This is a genomic window from uncultured Tenacibaculum sp. (genome assembly GCF_947495995.1).
Lineage (GTDB): Bacteria > Bacteroidota > Bacteroidia > Flavobacteriales > Flavobacteriaceae > Polaribacter.
The window spans coordinates 1,084,728-1,108,067 of record NZ_CANMAX010000001.1 but is presented as its reverse complement, the minus strand read 5'-3'; the positions used below and the strand labels follow the sequence as shown (position 1 = coordinate 1,108,067).

The 23,340-nt window shown below is 31.8% G+C and carries 24 protein-coding genes and 1 tRNA gene; 20 read left to right on the top strand and 5 right to left on the bottom strand.

All coding sequences use genetic code 11. The annotated features are described in order from the left end of the window. Positions 1-155: 155 nt before the first annotated feature. From Q1A15_RS05095 to Q1A15_RS05070, 6 genes are all read left to right on the top strand, one after another. Entirely contained in the window at positions 156-308 is a 153-nt protein-coding gene (locus Q1A15_RS05095) for an SsrA-binding protein (protein ID WP_299619755.1), read from the top strand. A 15-nt stretch (positions 309-323) separates the two neighbouring features. After that, positions 324-551, top strand: coding sequence for a DUF2007 domain-containing protein (locus tag Q1A15_RS05090; RefSeq protein ID WP_299619752.1), 228 nt, complete (start codon positions 324-326; stop codon positions 549-551). A 44-nt stretch (positions 552-595) separates the two neighbouring features. Beyond that, positions 596-669, top strand: a tRNA-Arg gene (locus tag Q1A15_RS05085). Positions 670-994: 325 nt separating this feature from the next. After that, positions 995-1,900, top strand: coding sequence for a hypothetical protein (locus Q1A15_RS05080; RefSeq protein WP_299619749.1), 906 nt, complete (start codon positions 995-997; stop codon positions 1,898-1,900). Positions 1,901-2,000: 100 nt separating this feature from the next. Continuing rightward, entirely contained in the window at positions 2,001-3,542 is a 1,542-nt protein-coding gene (locus tag Q1A15_RS05075) for a glycine--tRNA ligase (protein WP_299619746.1), read from the top strand. An 88-nt stretch (positions 3,543-3,630) separates the two neighbouring features. Then, the gene (locus Q1A15_RS05070; RefSeq protein ID WP_299619744.1) at positions 3,631-3,858 is read left to right on the top strand and encodes a hypothetical protein; all 228 of its coding nucleotides are present in this window, start codon (positions 3,631-3,633) and stop codon (positions 3,856-3,858) included. Between the two features lie 40 nt (positions 3,859-3,898). On the opposite strand, the gene Q1A15_RS05065 is transcribed toward Q1A15_RS05070, so the two are convergent. Both Q1A15_RS05065 and Q1A15_RS05060 read right to left on the bottom strand, forming a co-directional pair. Then, the gene (locus Q1A15_RS05065) at positions 3,899-5,560 is read right to left on the bottom strand and encodes an SGNH/GDSL hydrolase family protein (RefSeq protein ID WP_299619741.1); all 1,662 of its coding nucleotides are present in this window, start codon (positions 5,558-5,560) and stop codon (positions 3,899-3,901) included. 12 nt (positions 5,561-5,572) lie between these two features. Continuing rightward, a complete protein-coding gene (locus tag Q1A15_RS05060; protein ID WP_299619738.1) occupies positions 5,573-8,404 on the bottom strand; it encodes a TonB-dependent receptor in 2,832 nt (943 codons plus the stop codon). A gap of 184 nt (positions 8,405-8,588) precedes the next feature. On the opposite strand from Q1A15_RS05060, the gene Q1A15_RS05055 reads away from it, so the two are divergent. Together Q1A15_RS05055 and serS are read left to right on the top strand one after the other, a co-directional pair. Beyond that, entirely contained in the window at positions 8,589-9,521 is a 933-nt protein-coding gene (locus Q1A15_RS05055; protein WP_299619736.1) for a bifunctional riboflavin kinase/FAD synthetase, read from the top strand. Between the two features lie 58 nt (positions 9,522-9,579). Further along, on the top strand, positions 9,580-10,854 hold the full coding sequence (serS, locus tag Q1A15_RS05050; RefSeq protein WP_299619733.1) for a serine--tRNA ligase: 1,275 nt from the start codon (positions 9,580-9,582) through the stop codon (positions 10,852-10,854). A 52-nt stretch (positions 10,855-10,906) separates the two neighbouring features. Here the strand turns inward: serS and Q1A15_RS05045 are convergent, their stop codons facing one another. Beyond that, positions 10,907-11,050, bottom strand: a complete 144-nt coding sequence (locus Q1A15_RS05045; RefSeq protein WP_299619730.1) for a hypothetical protein — start codon at positions 11,048-11,050, stop codon at positions 10,907-10,909. A gap of 124 nt (positions 11,051-11,174) precedes the next feature. Here Q1A15_RS05045 and Q1A15_RS05040 point away from each other — a divergent pair, with 124 nt between their 5' ends. The 11 genes from Q1A15_RS05040 to Q1A15_RS04990 all read left to right on the top strand — a co-directional run bounded on the left by Q1A15_RS05040 (position 11,175) and on the right by Q1A15_RS04990 (position 21,097). Continuing rightward, positions 11,175-12,950 (top strand): tetratricopeptide repeat protein, encoded by a 1,776-nt coding sequence (locus tag Q1A15_RS05040; RefSeq protein WP_299619727.1) that lies wholly within the window; start codon positions 11,175-11,177, stop codon positions 12,948-12,950. Positions 12,951-12,964: 14 nt separating this feature from the next. After that, positions 12,965-13,294 (top strand): DUF4286 family protein, encoded by a 330-nt coding sequence (locus Q1A15_RS05035; protein WP_299619724.1) that lies wholly within the window; start codon positions 12,965-12,967, stop codon positions 13,292-13,294. Between the two features lie 2 nt (positions 13,295-13,296). Further along, positions 13,297-13,545, top strand: coding sequence for a hypothetical protein (locus Q1A15_RS05030; protein WP_299619721.1), 249 nt, complete (start codon positions 13,297-13,299; stop codon positions 13,543-13,545). A 2-nt stretch (positions 13,546-13,547) separates the two neighbouring features. Beyond that, a complete protein-coding gene (locus Q1A15_RS05025) occupies positions 13,548-14,171 on the top strand; it encodes a M23 family metallopeptidase (protein ID WP_299619718.1) in 624 nt (207 codons plus the stop codon). After that, on the top strand, positions 14,161-14,985 hold the full coding sequence (rsmA, locus tag Q1A15_RS05020; RefSeq protein ID WP_299619715.1) for a 16S rRNA (adenine(1518)-N(6)/adenine(1519)-N(6))-dimethyltransferase RsmA: 825 nt from the start codon (positions 14,161-14,163) through the stop codon (positions 14,983-14,985). The genes Q1A15_RS05025 and rsmA overlap by 11 nt, the downstream gene beginning before the upstream one ends. After that, positions 14,954-16,309 (top strand): magnesium transporter, encoded by a 1,356-nt coding sequence (mgtE, locus tag Q1A15_RS05015; protein ID WP_299619712.1) that lies wholly within the window; start codon positions 14,954-14,956, stop codon positions 16,307-16,309. Before rsmA ends, mgtE begins: the two co-directional genes overlap by 32 nt. Positions 16,310-16,315: 6 nt before the next feature. Continuing rightward, on the top strand, positions 16,316-16,870 hold the full coding sequence (locus Q1A15_RS05010) for a Crp/Fnr family transcriptional regulator (RefSeq protein ID WP_299619709.1): 555 nt from the start codon (positions 16,316-16,318) through the stop codon (positions 16,868-16,870). Between the two features lie 84 nt (positions 16,871-16,954). After that, the gene (locus Q1A15_RS05005) at positions 16,955-17,716 is read left to right on the top strand and encodes an SDR family oxidoreductase (RefSeq protein ID WP_299619706.1); all 762 of its coding nucleotides are present in this window, start codon (positions 16,955-16,957) and stop codon (positions 17,714-17,716) included. A 10-nt stretch (positions 17,717-17,726) separates the two neighbouring features. Further along, entirely contained in the window at positions 17,727-18,950 is a 1,224-nt protein-coding gene (locus tag Q1A15_RS05000) for an acyl-CoA dehydrogenase family protein (RefSeq protein WP_299619703.1), read from the top strand. Next, positions 18,950-20,017, top strand: a complete 1,068-nt coding sequence (locus Q1A15_RS04995) for a phosphotransferase family protein (protein WP_299619700.1) — start codon at positions 18,950-18,952, stop codon at positions 20,015-20,017. The genes Q1A15_RS05000 and Q1A15_RS04995 overlap by 1 nt, the downstream gene beginning before the upstream one ends. A 258-nt stretch (positions 20,018-20,275) precedes the next feature. Further along, the gene (locus tag Q1A15_RS04990) at positions 20,276-21,097 is read left to right on the top strand and encodes an SDR family NAD(P)-dependent oxidoreductase (RefSeq protein WP_299619697.1); all 822 of its coding nucleotides are present in this window, start codon (positions 20,276-20,278) and stop codon (positions 21,095-21,097) included. On the opposite strand, the gene Q1A15_RS04985 is transcribed toward Q1A15_RS04990, so the two are convergent. Further along, positions 21,098-21,781 (bottom strand): LysE family transporter, encoded by a 684-nt coding sequence (locus tag Q1A15_RS04985; RefSeq protein ID WP_299619695.1) that lies wholly within the window; start codon positions 21,779-21,781, stop codon positions 21,098-21,100. A gap of 24 nt (positions 21,782-21,805) precedes the next feature. Beyond that, a complete protein-coding gene (locus Q1A15_RS04980) occupies positions 21,806-22,852 on the bottom strand; it encodes a ferredoxin--NADP reductase (protein WP_299619692.1) in 1,047 nt (348 codons plus the stop codon). 146 nt (positions 22,853-22,998) lie between these two features. Between Q1A15_RS04980 and Q1A15_RS04975 the strand changes: the two genes are divergently transcribed. Continuing rightward, a complete protein-coding gene (locus tag Q1A15_RS04975) occupies positions 22,999-23,337 on the top strand; it encodes a PadR family transcriptional regulator (protein ID WP_299619689.1) in 339 nt (112 codons plus the stop codon). Positions 23,338-23,340: the final 3 nt, after the last annotated feature.

Below are 23,340 nucleotides of genomic sequence, written 5' to 3'. Positions count from 1 at the left end.
GTGAAAACGAAAAAGTGAAAACGAAAAAGTGAAAACGAAAAAGTGAAAACGAAAAAGTGAAAACGAAAAAGTGAAAACGAAAAAGTGAAAAGTGATGAGCCAAGTCTCATCACTTTTCCATCCTTTTTCATTATATTTGATTAGAACCCTTTATAATGAAAAAGCTATTATTTAAGTCATTAGCCAAAATTAACAAGACCCTATTACCGTCTTTTACTAAAAGACAGCTGGATATTTCTAAAGCCTCTAAATTTCAATTAGCAATAATTGGCTGGAGAGCTTTTGTAACTAAAAATTCGTTAGATTAATTTAATTTTTTAACTATGAGTGATCATGTAAAACTTTTTTCTGAAACAGCTATAATTGTGAATAGACTAGCTTCAATTCTTGAAGAACTCGGAATTTCTTCAATTGTAAAAGACAATCACGAATCTGGAAGACTAGCAGGTTTTGCTACTCTAGGTCAGTCAGTTGATTTATTAATTCACGAATCTGATTATGAAAAAGCAAGCGAAGCTTTAGAAAAATTTAAAAAAGAATATTCAAAATAATTTTAAGAATTAAAAAAAAGCTATATCTTTGCATCCGCAAAAACGGCCTCGTAGCATAACTGAATAGTGCACTTGATTACGGCTCAAGAGGTTGCAGGTTTGAATCCTGCCGAGGTCACAAAATCCTTTAGATTTAATTCTAAAGGATTTTTTTATTCCCTTTTAGAAATACAGCAAATCCTTGAAATGCCTGCAAAAGACATTCAATTACCGGGCTAAAAACCTAGTAAAACTATCTATTTAACTAATTACACTAGCTTTAAAAGTAATATCTATTATAAAAATTATAACTTTGTGCTTCATTTTACTATTTGGTAGTAATTAAAATCAAACTCTTAATTACATCTTGATAGTTAATGTTAAAATTTAGTATTAGAATAAAACAACAATTTTTCCGTTGTAATATTTAGTAAAATCTCATAGTAAAAGCCCCAATAAAAGTAATGAGTCCTAAAAACCGTATAAAACCTAATGGTTTTAAGTATCTTATAGCTACGCTAGTTATTTTAATAGTAGTCTATTCTTTTAAACTGAATAGCGACTATAAAAAACTAGAAGATGCTTTCTCTGAACAAAAGATAGAGCTTCAGGCAGAACTTGATGAAATCATCGAAGATTACAAGAATATTAATGTTAAGAATAAAGATTTATCTCAAAGACTAGTTAAAGAGATTAATAAAATTATAGTATTAAGAGATTCAATAAAAAATTTAGAAAAATCTAACTATAACCTTATTGTAAAATATTCTAGAAAAATAGTAAAACTTGAAAGAGAAAACAGAAGGTTGTTTATTCAAGTAGATTCACTAAACAAACAGAATTATGAGTTACTACAAGAAAATATTGTAGTTAAAAACGAACTAGAAGAGAAAAATGCTTCTCAAAAAACATTAAGCAAGAAAAATAGATCACTTTTAAAAGAACGTAAAGTTTTAAAAGCTAAGGTTGGTATTGCTGAAGTTATAAAAGTTAACAGCATTTCGGCAACCGCTATGAAAGAAAGAAGTAGTGGAAAATTAACTACCACTTCAAGATCTAGAAGAACAGATGCTTTCAAAATAAAATTTAACTTAGAAGCTAATCCGGTTACAACTCCTGGAAAAAAAGAAATATTAATCCAGATTTTAGATGAAAACGGAGAAATAATTGCTTCTAAAGGAGACAAAAAGGTTAAAAGCGGAGAAACTATTGTGTACAGCGACAATCTTTTTGCAAACTACGACAACAATCAGTTAGGTGTAGTTTCTTTAATTCTTGTAAACAGAGACGATATTTCTAAAGGTGTTTATAGAATTAATACTTATGTCGATGGTCATTTTACTGGAAGAACAGAAGTAAAACTTAGATAAAAAAATCAGTTTTTATAGATCAGAGAGTGAAGAACAATAAATTCTTCACTTTTTTTTTTATAAAGTATTGATAATTCAAACCATATTTTATTTTTGCAGTATGGCAAAACAAGAAGATCAATTTAAAAAGGTTATTTCTCACGCTAAAGAGTACGGATATATATTTCAATCATCTGAAATTTATGACGGTTTAAGCGCTGTGTATGATTATGCTCAAAATGGAGTAGAATTAAAGAAGAATATTAGAGAGTATTGGTGGAAAGCAATGGTTCAAATGAACGAAAATATAGTAGGAATCGATGCCTCTATATTAATGCACCCAACTACATGGAAAGCATCTGGCCACGTTGATGCCTTTAATGATCCTTTAATTGATAACAAAGATTCAAAGAAAAGATATAGAGCCGATGTTTTAGTAGAAGATTACTGTGCTAAAATTGAAACTAAAATTGATAAAGAAGTTAAAAAAGCAGCTAAAAGGTTTGGTGATAGTTTCGATAAAGACCAATTCTTAGCTACTAACGGACGAGTTTTAGGATATCAAGAAAAGATTAATGCTATTCTTTCTCGTTTAGCAAAATCTCTAGAAAATGAAGATTTAGCAGATGTTAAAGCTTTAATTGAAGAATTAGAAATTGCAGATCCTTTAACTGGTTCTAAAAACTGGACAGATGTTAAGCAATTTAACTTAATGTTCGGCACCCAATTAGGAGCTTCTGCAGATAGCTCTATGCAAGTATACTTAAGACCAGAAACTGCTCAAGGTATATTTGTAAACTTCTTAAATGTTCAAAAAACTGGTAGAATGAAAATTCCTTTTGGAATTGCTCAAACTGGTAAAGCTTTTAGAAATGAAATCGTTGCTCGTCAATTCATTTTTAGAATGCGTGAATTTGAACAAATGGAAATGCAGTTCTTTATTAAACCAGGAACACAACAAGAATGGTATAAACACTGGAAAGAAACACGTTTAAAGTGGCACTTATCTCTTGGAATGGGTGGAGACAATTATCGTTTCCATGATCATGAAAAATTAGCTCATTATGCTGATGCTGCTGCAGATATTGAATTTAAGTTTCCATTCGGATTTAAAGAATTAGAAGGAATTCACTCACGTACTGATTTTGATTTAAAACAGCATGAAGAATTCTCTGGAAAGAAATTACAATATTTCGATCATGAAGAAAACAAGAGTTATGTTCCTTATGTATTAGAAACATCTATCGGATTAGATCGTATGTTTTTAGCTGTATTCTCTAATTCTCTACAGGAAGAAGAGTTAGAAAACGGAACATCTAGAGTAGTTTTAAAATTACCTGCTGTTTTGGCTCCAACTAAAGCTGCTATTCTTCCTTTAGTTAAAAAAGATGGATTACCAGAAATCGCTCGTAAGATTATTGATGATCTAAAATGGGATTTCAATGTTGCTTACGATGAAAAAGATGCTGTAGGTAGAAGATATAGAAGACAAGATGCAGCTGGAACACCGTTTTGTATTACTGTAGACCACGATACTTTAGAAGATAATACTGTTACCATTCGTCATAGAGACACAATGGAACAAAAAAGAGTTAAAATAGACGATTTAAGAGCAATTATCAAAGAAGAAGTAGATATGAGAACTTGGTTAATGAAAATGTAAAAAACCAGTCTTAAAAAACATTATAAAACCTATTAACGCTTTTGTTAGTAGGTTTTTTATTTTTGTAACATCTAAAATAACATCAGAAATGAAAAAAATCATTAGTATACTTTTTATCATTTTCCTAGTATGGATGATTATTGGAGCTTATCTGTTGAATTCGAATCATGAGAAAGCTCAAATAGTAATGGGGTTAGGAGTAATGTATATGTCTTTTATATTAATGCCTGTTTTTATTTATCACAGATATAAAGATGGGAAGTACAAGAAATATATTATAAACTCAGATAAAGATTCTGAAACAAAAAAAGGCTGAGAATAATTCTCAGCCTTTTCACATTATGATTATATACCTATTACCTTAAAAAAGGTGAATAGTTAGTTGGATAATTATTAGCTTTTGCTAATCCATTTGTAGCATCTTTAAAATTACTTCCAAACGCTCCATCAATCGCTTCTAGAATTCTATTTGCCATTAATGCATAACCTTTAGCAGTTAAATGTACTCCATCTAAACTTACTAAACCTCCAGTTACTAAGTTACCGTTGAAGATAAAATCATCAAACTGAACTCCAGTATCAGAAGCAGCTTCTTCTAATAAACCTTTAAGATCAACTAAAGCTAAATTCGGATCAGCATTTACAGCTGTTTCTATTGTAGTATTATAAGCATCTGTAGCTATTCTTAACTCTTCTTGCTCTTGTGGAGTTAACACCCACTTGTCAGCTAATGGTAAAGTAATTCCTTCAGCAGAAAATTGACCTGCTAAAGTTGCTGGTAATAAACCTCCACTTTGTGTTACTAAAGCTGTAGCAGCAGTTGTATTTACAGTTCCAATAACTGAACTACTTGGTAAAACAAATAAATCATTTGCTGTAGCAGATCTAGCTTTTCCGTATTGTTGTCCTAATAATTGAGCTACTAAAGGCGCAGCCGCAGCTGGTAAACCTAAAGACTCTACAAAAGGAACAAAAGTAGGACTAGCCGCTAATGTATTTGTAATAGCCATAGTTAAGTCAAAAGCATCTTCATCATATATTACTAAAGCATTTGGTGCATCAGTTGCAAAAACAATAGATCTTTCTGCTTGACCTGCTCCAGCATATACTTGATTAATAGCACCATAAACATTATTTAATAATGGAATTTGAGCTGCTAATTGAGTAGCTGCATCAGAATCTCCTCTAGGATCTAAAGGATTGTAAGGCACTGTAGTAAAGTGCGCTAATGATGTAATGTAAGGAACATTTCCTACAACACCTTTAGCTCCAGTTCCTGTTAAAGCTCCAAGTGTAGTTGCAAAAACCGCATCAAATGTAGCTGTAGGAGTAATCGGGTTATAGTTCGGAGCAGTCATGTCACTTTCTCCACCTGATAAAGCATAACCTAATACATCGTTACCTCCAAATTCAGATAACGTAAAGAATGTTGGATTTTTAGCAACCGCATCAGCAAGTACAGTAGTAGTTGCACTAGAAGCAACTCTAACAAAATATGGATTTGCTGTTCTTGGTGTAGCTATTAAACCAGCTGCACTACCATAACCAGGCGCCACAAAGTGGAAACTTTTTGCACCAGGCATTCCGTAGTTATTGATATCTCCAGTAACTGGATTTGCAGCATCAGTAGTAGGAACAGCTCCTAAAGTTGCTAAAGAAGCAGGACCGCTTCCGTCAAAGAATAATCTTGGTCCTTGAATTTGTGTTCCTCCAAATAATAAACCTCCAATATTATCATTCATTAAAGGTTGTGTAAAAGTACCTCCGCCTGCTAAAGCAAATTTCTGAGATAAAATATTTGGAAAAGAGTTTTCTTGAGCTGCGATAAATAATGCATTATCTGTAAACCCAGCAGTAAAAGAAGCTCCAACTGCTATATAATTAGAAAAATCTACTCCGTTAGCATTTACGGCAATAACCTCTTCTTCTGCAGCAACTATAGGGTCAAGATCATTATTTACATCACATGCTGTTAGCCCTAATAAAATAAAAGGCAACCAACTATATTTAAATTTCATTCTGTTCATTTTTTAGTTATTAATAGTCCAAGAGATAAAGTACTGAGATCCGATTGCTCCAACACCTGGTGCACTTAAGTACTCTTTACCTGTTAAGTTAGCTCCTCCTATCTTAATCACAGATTTGATTGAAGGAATTCTATAGTTCATTTGAGCATCTAATACTGTACGAGAATCGATTACAGCATCGTGGAATGTAGATTCCCATAAGTACTCATCTTGCCATCTTACGTTGAAGTTAAATCCGAAGTTTTCGAATAAGTTGTTGTGTCCGAATTGGAACTTAACTTTATGTTCCGGTGTATTGAAACCAGCTTCGAAATCTGGATCTGTAGACTGATCAAAATCAAACTTAGATAATGTATAGTTTAAACCAACATTAAATCCGTTAAATATTTTAGTATTTAATCCAATAGTAGCACCATAAGAACTAATATCAGAATCAGTATTTGTATACGTATTGAAAATTACTGTATCTCCGTTCGATAAAGCTGCTAAAGCTAATGGAACTTGCGCACCACCTGGACCAATTGGAGCTGTATCTGATAAATCTACATTACCATATAAAGGAGCAATCACATTTTCGTTTGCGATGAAATCTTCATACTCGTTATAGTAAACACTTAAATCAACACTTAATTTGTTATCTCCTGTTGGAATCGCAGCACGGTACCCTACTTCATAAGCAGTTACTTTTTCTGGCTTTACTAAACCTACGTTAGCAACTGTTGGTGCACCTGCTAAAACTGAGTTTAAAGAGAACGAGTTGAAATAACCTTGAGCTCCTAAAGCTGATAATGAAGCCTGACCAGTAATTGCTGCTCCATTTCCACTTAATGTAATTTGTGGAGTTTGGTATCTTAATAAGTTATCAGGTGCAGATCCTACTAAGAAAGCTCTACCTACATCTAAACCAATGTACTGATCTTGAGTAGTTGGGTTTCTGAAACCTGTTTGGAATGAAGCTCTGAAGTTATGATTCTTGCTTTCTCCAGCAGCATAAGCTACAGAAATTCTTGGTGAAAAATTACCATCGAAGTTTTGTGCTTTATCGTATCTGATAGATCCTGTTAATTTTAATCTATCATCCATTAATTTCTTTTGAACTTGAGTATATAAACCATACTCATCATAAGTAATTGGACCATCAAAATCAGTATAAATTGTTCCATTTGAACGTAAGTTATACTCTCTGTACGAACCTCCTACTTGCACTTCAGCAAAGTCGATGTATTCTTTTAAATTAAGATTAGCATCTACGTGACGAATTTGAGATTGATCTTGAAATTTAGATCCTGTAGCTAAATCTGGATCTGCAATTACTTCGTTAAAAGCTTGTTGGAAAGCAGAAGTACCAGGAACTAAAGCTCCAGTTTGTGCTGCATTTCTAGCCGCAATATGAGCAGCATCGTTGGTAGCACCACCTAACACTGCTTGTAAATAACCTCCAACATACTCACCGAACCAAGTGTTATCGTCTTTCCACTTTCTATTTAAGTTAATAGCAGTAAATCTTGTATCATAAGAATTACCAGCATCCTCAGAAGTTAAATAACCTCTAACGAAGAAATACTTTCCTCTGAACTCTAATTTGTGTTGCTCCATAAAGAAGTCTTTAATATAGTAACGGTTTGCACCTTGATAAATCGTATTACCTCTACCATATTTAGAATTCCAAATAATCTCTAAACGATCATTACCCAAAGGTCTATAATGTAATGAAGCGCCAAACTTCATACTTCTTGCATCATAATCCATTAAATCTTCTTCGTTGTATCCAGTTCTACTCACATCAACACTAGGTATTAAAGCAGAAGCTCCTGAAGGAATTAAACCTCTAGATTCAAGAATTTGTGCAACACCTCTAACGTTTGTAGAAACCTCATCACCATAAACATTTAAACCATCAAAGTTGATATCTGTATTTCTATCTCCAGCGATGTAATCTCCATTTGCTGTGTTTCTATAATCTGTAGCAAACCACTCAGTACCTTTTAAGTAAGAAAAAGTAGCTTTAGCTGCGAAATAATCACTAAATGTATGAGCCATACGGATACTAGTATCATAAAACTCATTATCGCCAGCAGCTTGTTGACTAGTTAATCCTGTTTTAGCAACAACACTAATTCCTGTGTCATCGAATGGACTTTTACTAGTCATAAACATAATTCCGTTAAATGCATTTGCACCATATAATGCAGAAGAAGCACCAGGAAGTAATTCAACACTCTTTACATCTAACTCAGATAAACCTAATAAGTTACCTAAAGCAAAGTTTAATGCAGGAGAAGAATTATCCATTCCATCTACTAACTGCATAAAACGAGTATTTGCAAAAGTTGCGAAACCTCTTGTATTTACAGACTTAAATGTTAAACTATTTGTATTGATATCTACACCTTTAAGGTTTTCTAAACCATCGTAGAAAGAAGGAGAAGATGTATTTTTAATTGCTCTAGAATCAAATCTTTCAACAGTTACAGGAGATTCCATAATTCGTTCTGGTGTTCTCGACGCAGAAACTACTACTTCATCTAATGCTGTTGCATTTTCTTTTAACGCAACTGTAATAACTTGATTGTTTTTTGTGATCTCTACAGTTTGAGATTGATAACCTAAGGAAGAAATCACTATTGTAAATGGTGGAGTGTCCGTTACTGTTAAAGTAAATTTCCCATCGAAATCTGTAGTTGTACCTACCGCCTTCCTTGCGACTTTAATATCGGCCCCCGGCAAGGGTCCACCAAGAGATGCATCATTTACCGTACCAGTAATGGTGGTTTGTGCAATCATTAATGAGCTGCTCAATAACATAATGGCAGCTAATAATAATTTTTTCATCATAATGTAAATAATTTGTTAACTATATCGCAAAATACGATTTTTTTTCATTCCTAAAATATTTTGACAGTTTTTATTACTATTTAATCAATAAAGAGGTCTTTTTTTTAATATTATCACATTTTACAGATCAATGTATCGTATTGTACATTTTACTTGTAAATTTGCATAAACAATATTATAGCATTTGGAAACTGTTTTTTCTATTTCAGACTTTACTCCGACTCACGAAACCTATGTTACAATAGGTACATTTGATGGAGTTCATATTGGACATCAAAAGATAATAAAAAAATTAGTTGATCAAGCTAAAAAGAACGATAAAAAGTCTGTACTACTAACTTTCTTTCCTCATCCAAGAATGGTGCTTCAAAAAGAAGCTTCGGTTAAGTTGATAAACACTATAAATGAGCGTATTGACTTACTTGAGAAAATCGGATTAGATTATTTAATTATTCATCCTTTTAGTAAAGAATTTTCTAGACTAACCGCATTAGATTTTGTTAGAAATATATTGGTAAATCAATTAAAAACTTCAAAATTAATTATTGGGTACGATCATCATTTTGGAAAAAATAGAGAAGGTAACATAGAACAATTAACAGATTTTTCTCACATCTATAATTTCGAGGTGGAAGAAATACCTGCTCAAGATATTGATAGCGTTGCTGTGAGTTCTACAAAAATTAGAAATGCTTTAAAAGAAGGAAATCTTAAAACAGCAAACGATTATTTGGGTTATAATTTTTCTCTGAAAGGAAAAGTAGTTTCTGGAAATAACCTTGGGAATAAAATCGGATACCCAACTGCTAACATTACCATTGAAGAAGATTACAAATTGATTCCTAAATCTGGAGTTTACTTAGTAAAATCTACTATTGACAATACAATGTATTATGGTATGATGAATATTGGAAACCGACCTACTGTAGATGGAAGAAACCAAACTATTGAAGTTAATTTCTTTGATTATTCTGGGAATTTATATGATGCTATTTTAAGAACCAAGCTTATTTACTTCATAAGAGAAGAACAAAAATTCGATTCTATTGAAGCTTTAACTAAACAACTAGAACTGGATAAAAATTTCTGTTTAAACTACATCAATAATAATCTATAACTATAGATTGCTAAATTCTGACGCTTCATGTATCTTTGTCGCCTAAAAAATTCAACTTATGTTACAAGTTCAGTTTATTCGAGACAACAAAGATGTTGTTTTAGCAGGATTAGCAAAGAGAAATTTTGCTGACGCAGAAACTATTATTAATGATGTATTGCAATTAGATGAAACTAGAAGATCTACTCAAGTTTCATTAGATAATGTATTAGCTGACTCCAATAAACTGTCTAAAGAAATAGGTTCACTTTTTAAATCAGGAGAAGTTCAAAAAGCCAATCTTTTAAAAGAAAAAACAAGTCAATTAAAAGAAAGTGGAAAAGAACTCACTGAACAATTAAACAACGTTACAGCTAAGCTTCAAGATTTACTATATCAAATTCCTAATGTTCCTCATGCTTCTGTTGTTGCTGGAACTAATGAAGAAGATAATGAAGAAATCTTTAGGGAAGGTACTGTACCTGATTTAGGAGACAAAGCACTTCCTCACTGGGAACTTGCTAAGAAATATGATATCATCGATTTTGATTTAGGTGCTAAAATATCTGGTGCTGGTTTTCCTGTTTATAAAGGAAAAGGAGCTCGTTTACAACGTGCTTTAATCAATTATTTTTTAGATAAAAATACAGGTGCTGGATATAACGAAGTTCAAGTTCCTCATTTAGTAAATGAAGCTTCTGGTTTTGGAACAGGACAATTACCTGATAAGGAAGGTCAAATGTACCATGTTACTGCTGATGATTTATATTTAATTCCTACTGCTGAAGTTCCTATTACAAATTTATATAGAGGATCTTTAGTTAAAGAGGCTGATTTACCAATTACATTAACAGGTTATACACCTTGCTTCCGTAGAGAAGCTGGAAGTTACGGAGCTCATGTTAGAGGATTGAATCGTTTACACCAATTCGATAAAGTAGAAATTGTTAGAGTAGAAAAACCTGAAAACTCTTACGAAGCTTTAAATGGTATGGTAGAACATATTAAAGGAATTTTACGTGAATTAAAATTACCGTATCGTATTTTAAGATTATGTGGTGGTGATACTGGTTTTACTGCAGCGTTAACTTTTGATTTTGAATTGTATTCTACAGCTCAAGAAAGATGGTTGGAAATTAGTTCTGCTTCTAACTTTGAAACTTTCCAAGCAAACCGTTTAAAGTTACGTTATAAAAACAGCGAAGGTAAGAACCAATTAGCTCACACATTAAATGGAAGTTCTCTTGCTTTACCAAGAGTTTTAGCAGCAATTTTAGAAAATTATCAAACTGCTGATGGAATTAAAATACCTGAAGTATTAGTTCCTTATTGTGGTTTCGATATGATAAATTAATATTTAAAATGAACGGTAATCAGTGCGCGCCGCTGATTACTGTTTGTATATATTAATTCGAAACAACAATGGTCATAAGTTTTTTGTATTTGTTTACTTCTAATAAAGCTTCAAAATACTGAGTTATTTGTCCGTTCTTCATAAACTCCTTTGCTTTATTATTCGCTATATCGTATTGTCTAGTTAAATTTTTCATTATGATAATTTGTTTAGTTACACACAAAGAATTAGACAAACTTCGTGCCAAAACATTACAGAGTTCCTAAAAAAAACCTTTTTTTTAATGTATTTTTAACAATATTGTTGCTTATTTTTGATTGATGAAGATCCGACTACTTTTATTTATTTTACTGGTTAACAGCTCATTCATAATAGCTCAATCTAATAATTTTGCATTAGCAGAAAATTATTTTAGAAATAATGAATTTGAGAAAGCTACTCAAATACTCGAAGTACTTGTTAAAAAGAGTCCATACAATACTACATACATTAAACGTTTGATTAGTTGTTATCAAGAAACTGATAAGTTCGATACTGCCGATAAATTGCTTACTCAAAAACTAACACAACGTCCTAATCTTACTTTTTTAAATGTAATCTTAGGTTATAATTATGAAAGACAGCAACAGAAAGATAAAGCCGATAAATATTACAAAAAAGCTTTAAAATCGATCTCTAACGATGCCGGATATGGAGGAACGATAGCACGACTTTTTAAAGATTATAATAAATTAGATTTAGCTATAGAAGCATATAAAAAAGCACTTAGTTTAAATCAAAACTTACAATATGAATTTCAAATTGCTCAGATTTACGGTGAAAAAGGTGATTTTGAATTAATGTTTCAAGAGTATGTTAATCTCTTAGATAAAAGAGAAAACTACTTAAGCACAATTAAAAGTTTTTCGGCTAGATATATTACTGATGACAGTGAAAATGAAAACAATGTTCTTTTCAAAAAAGCATTACTTCGTAAATCTGCTAGTAATCCTAAAAATATCTGGAACGATTTATTAAGCTGGTTATTTATTACTCAAAAAGAATACGGAAAAGCTTTCATTCAAAACAAAGCACTATACCAGAGAGATAATGATAAACTGATAAAAATTTATGATTTAGGTGAAATTGCTTTTGAAAATAAAGATTACGAAACTGCTAAAAAATGTTTTGATTTCACCATAGAAAGATCCACCTACCCAGAAGATAAGTTTAGTGCTATTTTAATGAATTTGAGAATAGCAATTGCCACACAAGCTGAAGATATTGAGTCTCAATTCAATCTTGTTTTTAATGAATACGGAATTAATAAAAACACTTTTTCTATTCAGGTTGCTTATGCAGATTATTTAACGTTTACTAAAAATCAACCTGAAGAAGCCAAAAAAGTTTTAGAACGTGCCTTAGATTTCTCAGAAAATAGATATCAGAAGGCAAGTGTAAAATTGAAATTAGCTGATGTTTTAGTATATCAAAATACATTTAACAAGGCGTTGATCTATTTCTCTCAAATTCAAACACAATTTAGAGATCATCAACTAGGGCAAAAAGCTCGTTTTAAAGTTGCACAAACATCTTATTTTAAAGGTGATTTTAAATGGTCTAAAGCTCAATTAAAAGTTCTGAAAGGTTCAACAAGTCAATTGATAGCAAACGATGCAGCAGATTTGTTTTTAATCATTTCTGACAATCAACCTAAAGATAGTTTACCAAGTGGGCTAGCATCATACGCTAAAGCTGATTTACTTTCTTATCAGAACAAGAATGATGAAGCTATGGTTGTTTTAGATGGTGTTATATCTCAATTTAAAGGACAACCAATAGAGGATGAAGCCTTATTCAAAAAAGCAAAATTATTTACTAAAAAGAAAAAATTTGACGAAGCTATTCTAACTTACGCAAGAATTATAGACATTGATCAAAAAGGTATTTTAGCTGATGATGTTTACTATAATATCGCAGAGTTATATAAAAATGAATTAAACAATCCTGAAAAGGCAAAAGAATATTATCAGAAAATAATCTTCGATTATCCTTCGAGTATTTATTTAGTAGATGCTAGAAATAAATTTAGAAAGTTAAGAGGAGATACTTTATAATAGAAATTTTAATTATGTATATATACAACGTTACTATAAATATAGACGAAACTGTTCATAACGAATGGTTACAATGGATGCAAACTCATATTCCTGAAGTTTTAGCTACGGGAAGATTTACTAGCGCAAAAATGACTCAAGTCTTAGTTGAAGAAGAAATGGGTGGAGTAACATACTCTATTCAATACACGGCAAAAACAAGAGAAGATTTAGACAATTACTATAAGCACGATGCTGAAAAACTTCGTTCTGATGGAATGAAAAAATTTGCAGATAAAATGTTAGCTTTTAGAACAGAGTTAAAAGTAATTAAAGAGTTTTTCCCAACTGTAGCAAGTAATTAATTATGTCTTTTATAATCTTTTTAAGTTTCATTAAATCTTTACTTTTTGATGTTGTTTTATACTTTTTAGGAAAAATATTATCTAATCCTGATGAATTAAGAGAATTTTTAGGCTTAACAGATCGTAAAAAAGAATACTATGAAACTACATCTAAATATGTAGAAAAAATAGGGAAACTATTAATTTACATTGCTATAGCAGGTTTTGTTATTACTATTTCGAGTAACATAAAACTATTAGCTTTTATATAAAGATGAAATATAGAGTTATAGTATTATTATCTTACATTTTATTCTTTTCTTGTAACAAACCGAAGAAAAAAACTAAAGAAGTTACAATAAAAAAAGAAACTATAACTCTTATTAAATCTTACAAAGACACTATTCCTAAAGAGTTTATTGCTACACATTTTGATTTTCCTGTTAGCAAACCCAATGCGAAAGGATATTACAATGCACAAAAGTTTACAAAGAACTATCATTTAGGTGATGACTGGAATGCTGTTACTGGTGGAAATTCAGATTTAGGCGATCCAATTTATGCAATAGCAAACGGTTTTATAAAAGAAAGTAAAGATTACGGCGGTGGATGGGGCAATGTAATTCGTGTTTTACATTTTCTTCCTAATGATAAAGCAATAGAATCTTTGTATGCACATTGCGATACTTTACTTATTAAAAAACATTCTTGGATTAAAAAAGGAACTAAAATTGGAACGATAGGAACAGCCAATGGAAGATATTATGCCCACTTACATTTTGAAATAAGAGAAGATATTACCTTACCTTTGGGACCTGGATACTCTAAAGATACCAGTGGATATTTAGATCCAACAGAGTTTATTAAAAAACACAGAACAATAGAAGATGAGCGTTAGAGCTAAAAAACACCTAGGACAGCACTTTTTAAATGATGAAAATATTGCTAAAAAAATAGCAAATTCATTAACCGAAAAAGGATACGATAATGTATTAGAAATTGGTCCTGGTATGGGAGTACTAACCAAATATTTACTCGAAAAAGAACCAAAAGTAACAGTAATGGAATTAGATTCTGAATCTGTTACTTATTTACATGAAGTTTTTCCTGTAGAACATATTAAACTAGATACTTCAAAAGAAAAATTTTCTATTATAGAAGGTGATTTTTTAAAGCAAAATATTGCTAAAACATTTAATGGAGAACAAGTAGCTATCATTGGAAATTTTCCATACAATATTTCTTCACAAATTGTTTTTAAAGCCATTGAAAACAGAGAGCTTGTTCCTGAATTTTCTGGAATGTTTCAAAAGGAAGTTGCCCAGCGTATTGCAGAAAAAAAAGGAAGTAAAGTTTACGGAATTTTATCTGTTTTAGCTCAGGCTTTCTACGATGTTGAGTATTTATTTACAGTTCCTCCTAACGTTTTTAATCCGCCACCTAAAGTAGATTCTGGTGTAATGCGTATGATTCGAAAAGAGAATTATACATTACCTGTAGATGAAAAGTTATTTTTCAGAGTTGTAAAAACTGCTTTCAACCAAAGAAGAAAAATGCTACGTAGTAGTTTAAAATCCATGAATCTTTCGGATACATTAAAAGAAGACCCTATATTTGCCATGCGTCCCGAACAATTGTCGGTACAAGAATTTGTAGAATTGACTGAGAAAATTGCACGTCATGGCGATAGAAATAACGAAAGAACTTCTTGATAACGTTTCCAACCTAATTACCAATCAAAAAGATACCGCACTTTCTGATCTTTTTTCTGATGTACATCATGCTGATATCGCTGAAGTATTAGACGAATTATCTTTTGATGAAGCTGTATACATTATCCGTTTACTCGATAGTGAAACAACTTCTGAAGTATTAATGGATGTTGATGATGACGTTCGTGAAAAAGTCTTAGAACAATTATCTGCAAAGGAAATTGCAGAAGAAATTGACGAGTTAGATACTGATGACGCAGCAGATGTAATTGCTGAGCTTCCTGAAAAGCGTAAACAGGAAGTAATGAAAGAGATTGAAGATGAAGAACATGCAAAAGAAATTGTTGAGTTACTTCGTTTTGATGAAAGTTCTGCGGGTGGACTTATGGCAAAGGAACTTGTTAAGGTAAACGAAAACTGGTCTGTTTTAGGTTGTGTAACCAAAATGAGAGATCAGGCTGCAGAAGTTACAAGAGTACATTCAATTTATGTGGTAGATGATAGCGGAAAACTAAAAGGACGTCTTTCTTTAAAAGATTTATTAATGGCTTCTACCAAATCGAAGATTGCCGATATTTATATTCCTCGTGTTGATTACGTAAATGTTCACGATACTGCCGAAGATGTGGCAAACAAAATGCGTAAATACGATTTAGAAGCTATTCCTGTTGTTGATGAACTTGGAATTTTAGTTGGTCGAATTACCATTGATGATATTGTAGATGTAATTAAAGAAGAAGCAGATAAAGATTATCAATTAGCTGCCGGTATTACACAAGATGTTGAAGCTGATGATACCATTTTAGAATTAACAAGAGCTCGTTTACCTTGGTTATTCTTAGGATTATTAGGTGGAATTGGAGCTTTCTTAATCATGAAAAATTTCGAACACACATTTAAAGAGAATGCAGTGTTATTCTTCTTTACTCCATTAATTGCAGCCATGGCTGGAAATGTAGGAGTTCAGTCTTCTGCAATTATTGTTCAAGGTTTAGCTAACGACGATGTTAAAGGAAGCGTAAATAAACGATTGATAAAAGAAATGTTGTTAGCTACACTAAACGGAATAGCTTTAGCCATTGTTTTATTCTTGTTTGTTTATTTTTCTGATGCTGATAACGATTTAAGAATTTCTCTTGCTGTATCTGTATCCTTAGTAGCTGTAATTATTGTAGCTGGACTTATCGGTACATTTATTCCTTTATTCTTAGATAAAAGAGGAATTGATCCTGCTATAGCAACAGGACCATTTATCACCACCAGTAACGATATTTTTGGAATCTTAATTTACTTTACGATTGCTAAAATAATTTTAGGATATTAATATTCTATGATTAAAGTTGATGATCAATTAATTACTCCAGAAGTACGAGAAGCTTTGTTCAATAACTCTGAACAAATTACATTTCAAAAAAATGAAATTATTGTAGCATCTGGTAAAATTTGTAATCATCTATTTATCATTGAAAAAGGAATGCTACGTAGTTTTTACTACAACAAAAAAGGAAACGATATAACTAATTGGTTTTCTAGCGAACAAATGATTATTACTGAAGCTTATAGTTTCTTTAAACGCAAACCCAGCAACATTAGCATTGAAGCCATCGAAGAAACAACTGTAAAAGCTATTTCTCATAATAAACTAGAAACTGTTCTTAACGATTCAAAAGATGTAGAGCGTTTTATGCGTCTTTTGGTTACAGAAATCATGATGGCGTTAGGGAAAAAAGTAATTTACCTTCAAAATAAAAGTGCTAAAGAACGTTACGATGATTTATTAAAAACACATCCCGATATTTTTCAGCGCGCAAAATTAGGTCATATTGCTGGTTACTTAGGTGTCGCACAACAAAGCCTGAGTAGAATTCGATCAAAGTCCGAATAACCATTCTTCTTTTTTAACATAGGTGAAAAGATAAGCCAATACAAATCCTTATTTTTAGAGTATTCATTTCAAATTCAACCTATTGTGAATCGAAAAAACATACTCATTACTGGAGCTAGTTCTGGTTTAGGAAAAGGCATGGCTATAGAGTTTGCCAAACAAGGCTGTAACTTAGCTTTATGTGCAAGAAGAACAGAAAAACTAGAAAATTTAAAAAAAGAACTCCTAAAAACAAACAGTAATATCAACGTTTTTATAAGAGCTTTAGATGTTACTCAACAAGAAGATGTTTTTTCAGTTTTTAAAGCTTTCCATGATGATTTTCAAACAATCAACGGAAAATTAGATCGTGTGATTGTTAATGCAGGAATGGGTAAAGGAGCTTCAATAGGAAAAGGATTTGCTAATCAGAATTTACAAACTGCTGTTACCAATTTTTGCGGCGCTTTACATCAAATGGAAGCTGCTATGGAAATTTTTAGAGCGCAAAATTCTGGACATTTAGTCGTCATTTCATCCATGTCTGCTTTCAGAGGTTATCCAAGAGCAATGACTGTTTATGCAGCAACAAAAGCTGGTGTAAAAAGTTTAGCTGAAGGAATTCGAGCAGATGTACTTAAAAAACCCATCAAAGTATCTACTATTTGTCCTGGTTACATTCAATCTGAAATGACAGATTCTATCGGAAAACCACCACCTTTAATGATTCCGTTAGGTAAAGGTTCAAAACTATTAGTAAAAGCAATCAATAAAGAAAAAGCAAATGCTTTTGTTCCGTTTTGGCCATGGTATTTCATCAAACAAGCTATGCCATTTTTTACTTTAAAAATGTTGAGAAAATTCTAATCTAGAACACATGAATTTTAATCCATCACAAAAATCAAAAGACTATTTAGATCGTCTTAAAAAGTTTATGGATAAACATATTTATCCGTTTGAACGAGAACTTATAACTTATCATAAAGAACATAATACTTCTGGAAATTGGAAAGAATGGACAGAACACCCAAAATTAGAAGCTTTAAAAGAACTTGCTAAACAAGAAGGGCTATGGAATCTTTTCTTGTCTGACAATTCATTAGGACAAGGATTAAGCGTTTTAGAATATGCGCCTCTTGCTGAAGAAATGGGACGTGTATATAATGCCGCCGAAATCTTTAATTGCAACGCTCCAGACACAGGAAATATGGAGGTTTTATATCACTTCGGAAACCAACAGCAAAAAGAAGAATGGCTACAACCTTTACTAGATGGAAAAATAAAATCTGTTTTCTGTATGACTGAACCTGATGTTGCTTCTTCCGATGCAACTAATATTGAAACTTCTATAATTGAAGATGGAGAGGAGATTGTAGTGAACGGTAAAAAATGGTGGTCTACAGGATTAGGACATCCGAAAGCAAAATTGGCCATTGTGTTAGGAAAAACAGATACTACACAAGAAAAACACAAACAACACAGTATGGTTTTGGTCCCTTTGGATACTCCAGGAGTGGAAATACAAAGAATGCAAAATACATTTGGAGCTTACGACGCTCCTGCGGGCCATGGAGAAATCCATTTCAATAATGTTCGAATTCCGAAAAAGAATTTAATTCTAGATTTTGGTGCTGGTTTTGCTATTGCACAAGGAAGATTAGGTCCGGGTAGAATACACCATTGTATGCGTTGTATTGGAGCTGCTGAACGTGCTTTACAATTGGCGATTATTCGAAGTGGTACACGACAAGCTTTTGGAAAACCTTTGGCTAAATTAGGCGGAAATTCTGAACGTTTTGCACAAGCTAGAGTTGCCATAGATCAAGCTCGATTATTGACACATTATGCTGCTTGGAAAATTGATGAACAAGGTGTGAAAAATAGTATGACCGAAATTTCTGCGATAAAAGTTGTTGCTCCGAAAGTATTACAAGAAGTCACAGATATGGCAATGCAAATTCATGGTGGAGCAGGATTATCTGACGATTTTCCTCTGACTAATTTTTTCATTCAAGCGCGTGCTTTACGTTTGGCTGACGGACCAGATGAAGTGCATTTACGAATGATTTCTAGACTTGAATTTAAAAAATACTTAGGCTAATGTCGAACATTGTTAAAGATCTTGAAAAACAACAACGCTCAGGTGAGGAATTAAATTTAGATACTTTATTGCCTTGGATAAAAAATCATATTCCTAATATTAATTCTAATCCAATTATTACGCAATTTTCTGGTGGAGCATCGAATTGGACGTATCGCTTAAAATTTGACGAACAAGATATTATTTTACGTAGAGCTCCTTTAGGGAAAAAAGCAGCTGGAGCGCACGATATGCCAAGAGAATTTTATCTTCAACAAAAATTAAAACCGCATTATCCTTATGTGCCAAAAATGATCGCCGTTTGTGAAGATGAATCTGTTTTAGGTTCAACTTTTTATCTGATGGAACGATTGGAAGGAATCATTCTTCGAAAAAATCCTCCAAGAGGAATTCATTGGGATGAAGAAACGGTTCGTAAGATCTGTTATTCTTTTTGGGATAAAATGATTCATTTACATCAAGTAAATTATAAGAAAGAAGGTTTACAAGATTTAGGTAAAGGTGAAGGTTATATTGAACGTCAAATTCTTGGATGGAATAAACGTTATGCAAATGCAAAAACATGGAATGTTCCGGCTGGGAAAAAAGTAATGAAATGGCTAGAATCAAACATTCCTAAAGAAGAAAACCTATGTATTATTCATAACGATTTTCGACTAGACAATGTGGTTATCGATCCTAGTAATCCAGAAAATATTTTAGGAGTTTTAGATTGGGAATTGGCTGCCATTGGAGATCCTTTGATGGATTTAGGAAACAGCTTAGCGTATTGGGTTGAAGAAAAAGATGACTTTTTTGTAAAATCTATTCGAAGACAACCGAGTAATATTCCTGGTATGTTAACTAGAGAAGAAATTATAAACTACTATTGTGAAAAAACAGGAAGGACAATTGATGATTTCCGTTTTTACAGAGTTTATGGCTTATTCCGATTGGCTGGAATTGTGCAACAGATTTACTACAGATATTCAAAAGGATATACCAAAAACAAAGCTTTTAAAAATTTCTGGTTGATTTCTATCTATTTGATTAAAACCTGTGAAAACATTATTAAACGTAAAAAATAACTGTTAACTAAAAAAGTGTCACTTCGAGCGCAGTCGAGAAGTATTTTTATGATAAAACTAATAAGATCTCGACTGCGCTCGATCTGACAAATATTCAATATATTAAACAAGATAAATTATAGTTTACTTAAAGTAAACGTTGTTCAAAAATCACTAAAAAAATCCGAAAAATTTAGGATACGTAAATTCGGAATGACGTAAAATTATTCATTAAAACTAAGACTGAAACTTAAAAAATAACTGCAAATTATTATCATTATGAATCTAAAAAAACTGAATGCTTTATATCCTAATAAAACTGCTTTTGTTACTGGAGCAGGATCTGGTTTGGGTGCTGCTTTTGCAAAATTATTGGCTAAGAATAATTGGACACTTCATTTAAGTGACATTAATGAAGAAGCTTTAGAAAATGTAGTTCAGAATTTAAACACAAACGAGAAGGTATTTCAATATTCTTTAGATGTAAGCGATAAAAATCAGTTTGAAAATGTGGTTCATAAAGTTTATGAAAACAGTGAAATAGTAGATGTTGTGATTAATAATGCTGGAATTGGTGATGGTTTATTATTTAAAGATTATCCTATCGAAAAATGGGAAAAGATGATTGAAGTAAACTTGATGGGGACATATTATGGTTGTCATTTCTTTGTACCAAAATTATTAAAACAGAAAAAAGGTGTTTTACTGAATGTTGGTAGTTCTGCTGGATTTATGAACGCACCAGGAATGTCGGCTTATAGTGTTTCTAAAGCTGCTGTATTTTCACTTTCTGAATCTTTATATCATGAATTAAAACTGAACAACATTCAGGTAAGTGTACTTACACCTACTTTCTTTAAGACTAACATTATGGAAAATGCTAGTTCTAAAATGTTTAAAGGATTTGCAGAAAAACAGATGAAACATTCTACTACTAATGCAGATGAAGTTGCTGCAATCGCTCTTGAAAAAGCTTCTGAAGGAAAGTTTCAAATTATCTATCCTAAAGATGCAAAAACTAAGTTTTTCTATAAAAAATGGTTGCCAAAATTAGTTGAGAAGCAATATCAAAAAATGATGTCTAGACTATCTAATCACTAATTACTTTTTCTTAGTGATTTCTACTCTATTGATTAACTTGTCAAGTTCTTCCTTAGAGATAAAACTTTTCAGCATCATAACTGCTCCAAAAACGATCAATAAAACGCCCATTCCTTTTTTCACTTTGTAAATTACTAAAGGAGTTAGTTTAGAACGTAATTGTTTGGCTAATAATATTTTTATTACATCTAGTGCAAAATATCCGATAACTACTTTAACAAAGTACCAGAAGATTAAATTAGAATCCATTCCTAAAAGCGGACCAACAATAACCATAATTGTTAACCACCCCGCTAAAACACCAATATTTATAAAGTTTAAGAAATAACCATTTAGAAAAAGCTTGAAATAATTGTTACTCTTTGGAACATCAACCTCAGATTCATCGACTTCTTTTTTGTTTTTCTTGTCTAGAAATGTAATAAATCCGTAAACTAATAAAATCAGTCCACCAATTAAAAACAATCGAGGATCGTCTTTAATTTTCTCAAGTAAACTTCTACTTCCGAAATAAGCAATTAAGATAAAAGTAATATCACCTAATATTACACCGATATCAAATGCAATAGCAGCTCTAAAACCTTTTAATGCACTTGTTTTTAACAACATAAAAAACACAGGTCCGATCATTAAAGCCATAAAGGCTCCTACTCCGTATGCATTACTGTAATCTAATGACTCCATTTTATAGCAATTTTTTTTGTTTTTTTAAACATCGTCAAAATCTACAGTAATTGTAGGAGTTGTTGGATGTGCTTGACATGTTAATATGAAACCTTCTTCTAACTCTTCATCAGTTAAAATTTGATTTTTCACCATTACAGCTTTTCCTTCAGTAACTTTAGCGATACAACTACTACAAACTCCACCTTGACAAGAATATGGAGCATCTATATTTTTACGCAAAACTTCAGCTAAAATATCAGAATCTTGAGGCATTGAAAATGTAGTTTTTTCATCATCTAATACTACAGTAATTTCAGATTCACCTTCTTTAACTTGCTTTGCAGCATCTACGTCTACAGAAGCAGTAAATAATTCGAATAATACATTTTCTTTAGCAAAGCCATTTTCGATAAGCGTTTCTGAAGCAATATTGATCATTTCTTCTGGTCCGCATAAAAATGCATTTTCGAAGCTAATTTCTTTATAAATATTTTTAATAAAATAGTTTACGTGAGCTTTATCTATTCTTCCAAAAACAGCACCTTCAACATTTTCTCTACTAAACACATAACTTAAATTAAAACGCTCTGCATATTGTGTTTTTAATTCAGCAAGTTCTTTATAAAAAATCGTATCAGCTACAGATTTATTTCCATAAACTAAAGTAAATGTAGCAGACGTATTAGCTTCTAAAGCAGATTTTACCATAGAAAGCACAGGTGTAATTCCACTTCCGGCAGCAAAACCAATATAATTTTTTTGTTCAGCCGGTTCTAAAATAAATTTTCCTTCAGGCTTAGAAACATCTAATGTATCTCCAACACTTAACTTTTCATTTGCATATACAGAGAATGTTCCGTTTTCTACAGCTTTAATAGCCACTTTTACTTCACCACTTTTTGGAGATGAACATAACGAATATGCTCTCCTTACTTCTGCTCCATTGATTTCAGTTTTTAAAGTAATATACTGACCAGCAATAAAGTTAAAATCATTTTGTAATTCAGAAGGAATATCAAAAACTAAAGAAACTGCAGATGATGTCTCTCTAATGATATCTTTTATTTTGATTGGATAAAATTGACTCATTTGAAAAAAATTTGAACAAAAATACTAAAGAAAAGAAGAATCGTAAGCATAAAACAGCTTCAAAAACATACCTAAGGTTTTTATGTATAAGAAATTTATGTATATTTGCATACCTAAGTTTTTTAGGTATATGAAAAATCTTAATCATGGGAAATCAAAAATTGTATAAAGGTTCTTTACAAACTATCATTTTAAAATTGCTTGCAGAACAAGACAAAATGTATGGTTATGAAATTACTCAAAAAGTAAAGGAACTAACGAAAGGAGAATTACAAATAACAGAAGGAGCTTTATATCCTGCATTACATAAACTCGAAGCCGAAGGTTTGTTAGATGTAGAAGTCGCAAAAGTGGGAAATCGCTTGAGAAAGTATTATAAACTTACTGAAACTGGAACTAAAGAAACTGTGAATCGGCTACAGCAAATGCAAGAGTTTTTAAATACTATGCAGCATTTGGTGAATCCTAAATTAGGTTTAGAGTAAAGG

Coding starts and splice junctions, on each gene's coding strand:
- Q1A15_RS05095 (WP_299619755.1), top strand. CDS start 156: ATGAAAAAGCTATTATTTAAGTCATTAGCCAAAATTAACAAGACCCTA.
- Q1A15_RS05090 (WP_299619752.1), top strand. CDS start 324: ATGAGTGATCATGTAAAACTTTTTTCTGAAACAGCTATAATTGTGAAT.
- Q1A15_RS05080 (WP_299619749.1), top strand. CDS start 995: ATGAGTCCTAAAAACCGTATAAAACCTAATGGTTTTAAGTATCTTATA.
- Q1A15_RS05075 (WP_299619746.1), top strand. CDS start 2,001: ATGGCAAAACAAGAAGATCAATTTAAAAAGGTTATTTCTCACGCTAAA.
- Q1A15_RS05070 (WP_299619744.1), top strand. CDS start 3,631: ATGAAAAAAATCATTAGTATACTTTTTATCATTTTCCTAGTATGGATG.
- Q1A15_RS05065 (WP_299619741.1), bottom strand. CDS start 5,560: ATGAAATTTAAATATAGTTGGTTGCCTTTTATTTTATTAGGGCTAACA.
- Q1A15_RS05060 (WP_299619738.1), bottom strand. CDS start 8,404: ATGATGAAAAAATTATTATTAGCTGCCATTATGTTATTGAGCAGCTCA.
- serS (WP_299619733.1), top strand. CDS start 9,580: ATGTTACAAGTTCAGTTTATTCGAGACAACAAAGATGTTGTTTTAGCA.
- Q1A15_RS05045 (WP_299619730.1), bottom strand. CDS start 11,050: ATGAAAAATTTAACTAGACAATACGATATAGCGAATAATAAAGCAAAG.
- Q1A15_RS05040 (WP_299619727.1), top strand. CDS start 11,175: ATGAAGATCCGACTACTTTTATTTATTTTACTGGTTAACAGCTCATTC.
- Q1A15_RS05035 (WP_299619724.1), top strand. CDS start 12,965: ATGTATATATACAACGTTACTATAAATATAGACGAAACTGTTCATAAC.
- Q1A15_RS05030 (WP_299619721.1), top strand. CDS start 13,297: ATGTCTTTTATAATCTTTTTAAGTTTCATTAAATCTTTACTTTTTGAT.
- Q1A15_RS05025 (WP_299619718.1), top strand. CDS start 13,548: ATGAAATATAGAGTTATAGTATTATTATCTTACATTTTATTCTTTTCT.
- rsmA (WP_299619715.1), top strand. CDS start 14,161: ATGAGCGTTAGAGCTAAAAAACACCTAGGACAGCACTTTTTAAATGAT.
- mgtE (WP_299619712.1), top strand. CDS start 14,954: ATGGCGATAGAAATAACGAAAGAACTTCTTGATAACGTTTCCAACCTA.
- Q1A15_RS05010 (WP_299619709.1), top strand. CDS start 16,316: ATGATTAAAGTTGATGATCAATTAATTACTCCAGAAGTACGAGAAGCT.
- Q1A15_RS05000 (WP_299619703.1), top strand. CDS start 17,727: ATGAATTTTAATCCATCACAAAAATCAAAAGACTATTTAGATCGTCTT.
- Q1A15_RS04995 (WP_299619700.1), top strand. CDS start 18,950: ATGTCGAACATTGTTAAAGATCTTGAAAAACAACAACGCTCAGGTGAG.
- Q1A15_RS04990 (WP_299619697.1), top strand. CDS start 20,276: ATGAATCTAAAAAAACTGAATGCTTTATATCCTAATAAAACTGCTTTT.
- Q1A15_RS04985 (WP_299619695.1), bottom strand. CDS start 21,781: ATGGAGTCATTAGATTACAGTAATGCATACGGAGTAGGAGCCTTTATG.
- Q1A15_RS04980 (WP_299619692.1), bottom strand. CDS start 22,852: ATGAGTCAATTTTATCCAATCAAAATAAAAGATATCATTAGAGAGACA.
- Q1A15_RS04975 (WP_299619689.1), top strand. CDS start 22,999: ATGGGAAATCAAAAATTGTATAAAGGTTCTTTACAAACTATCATTTTA.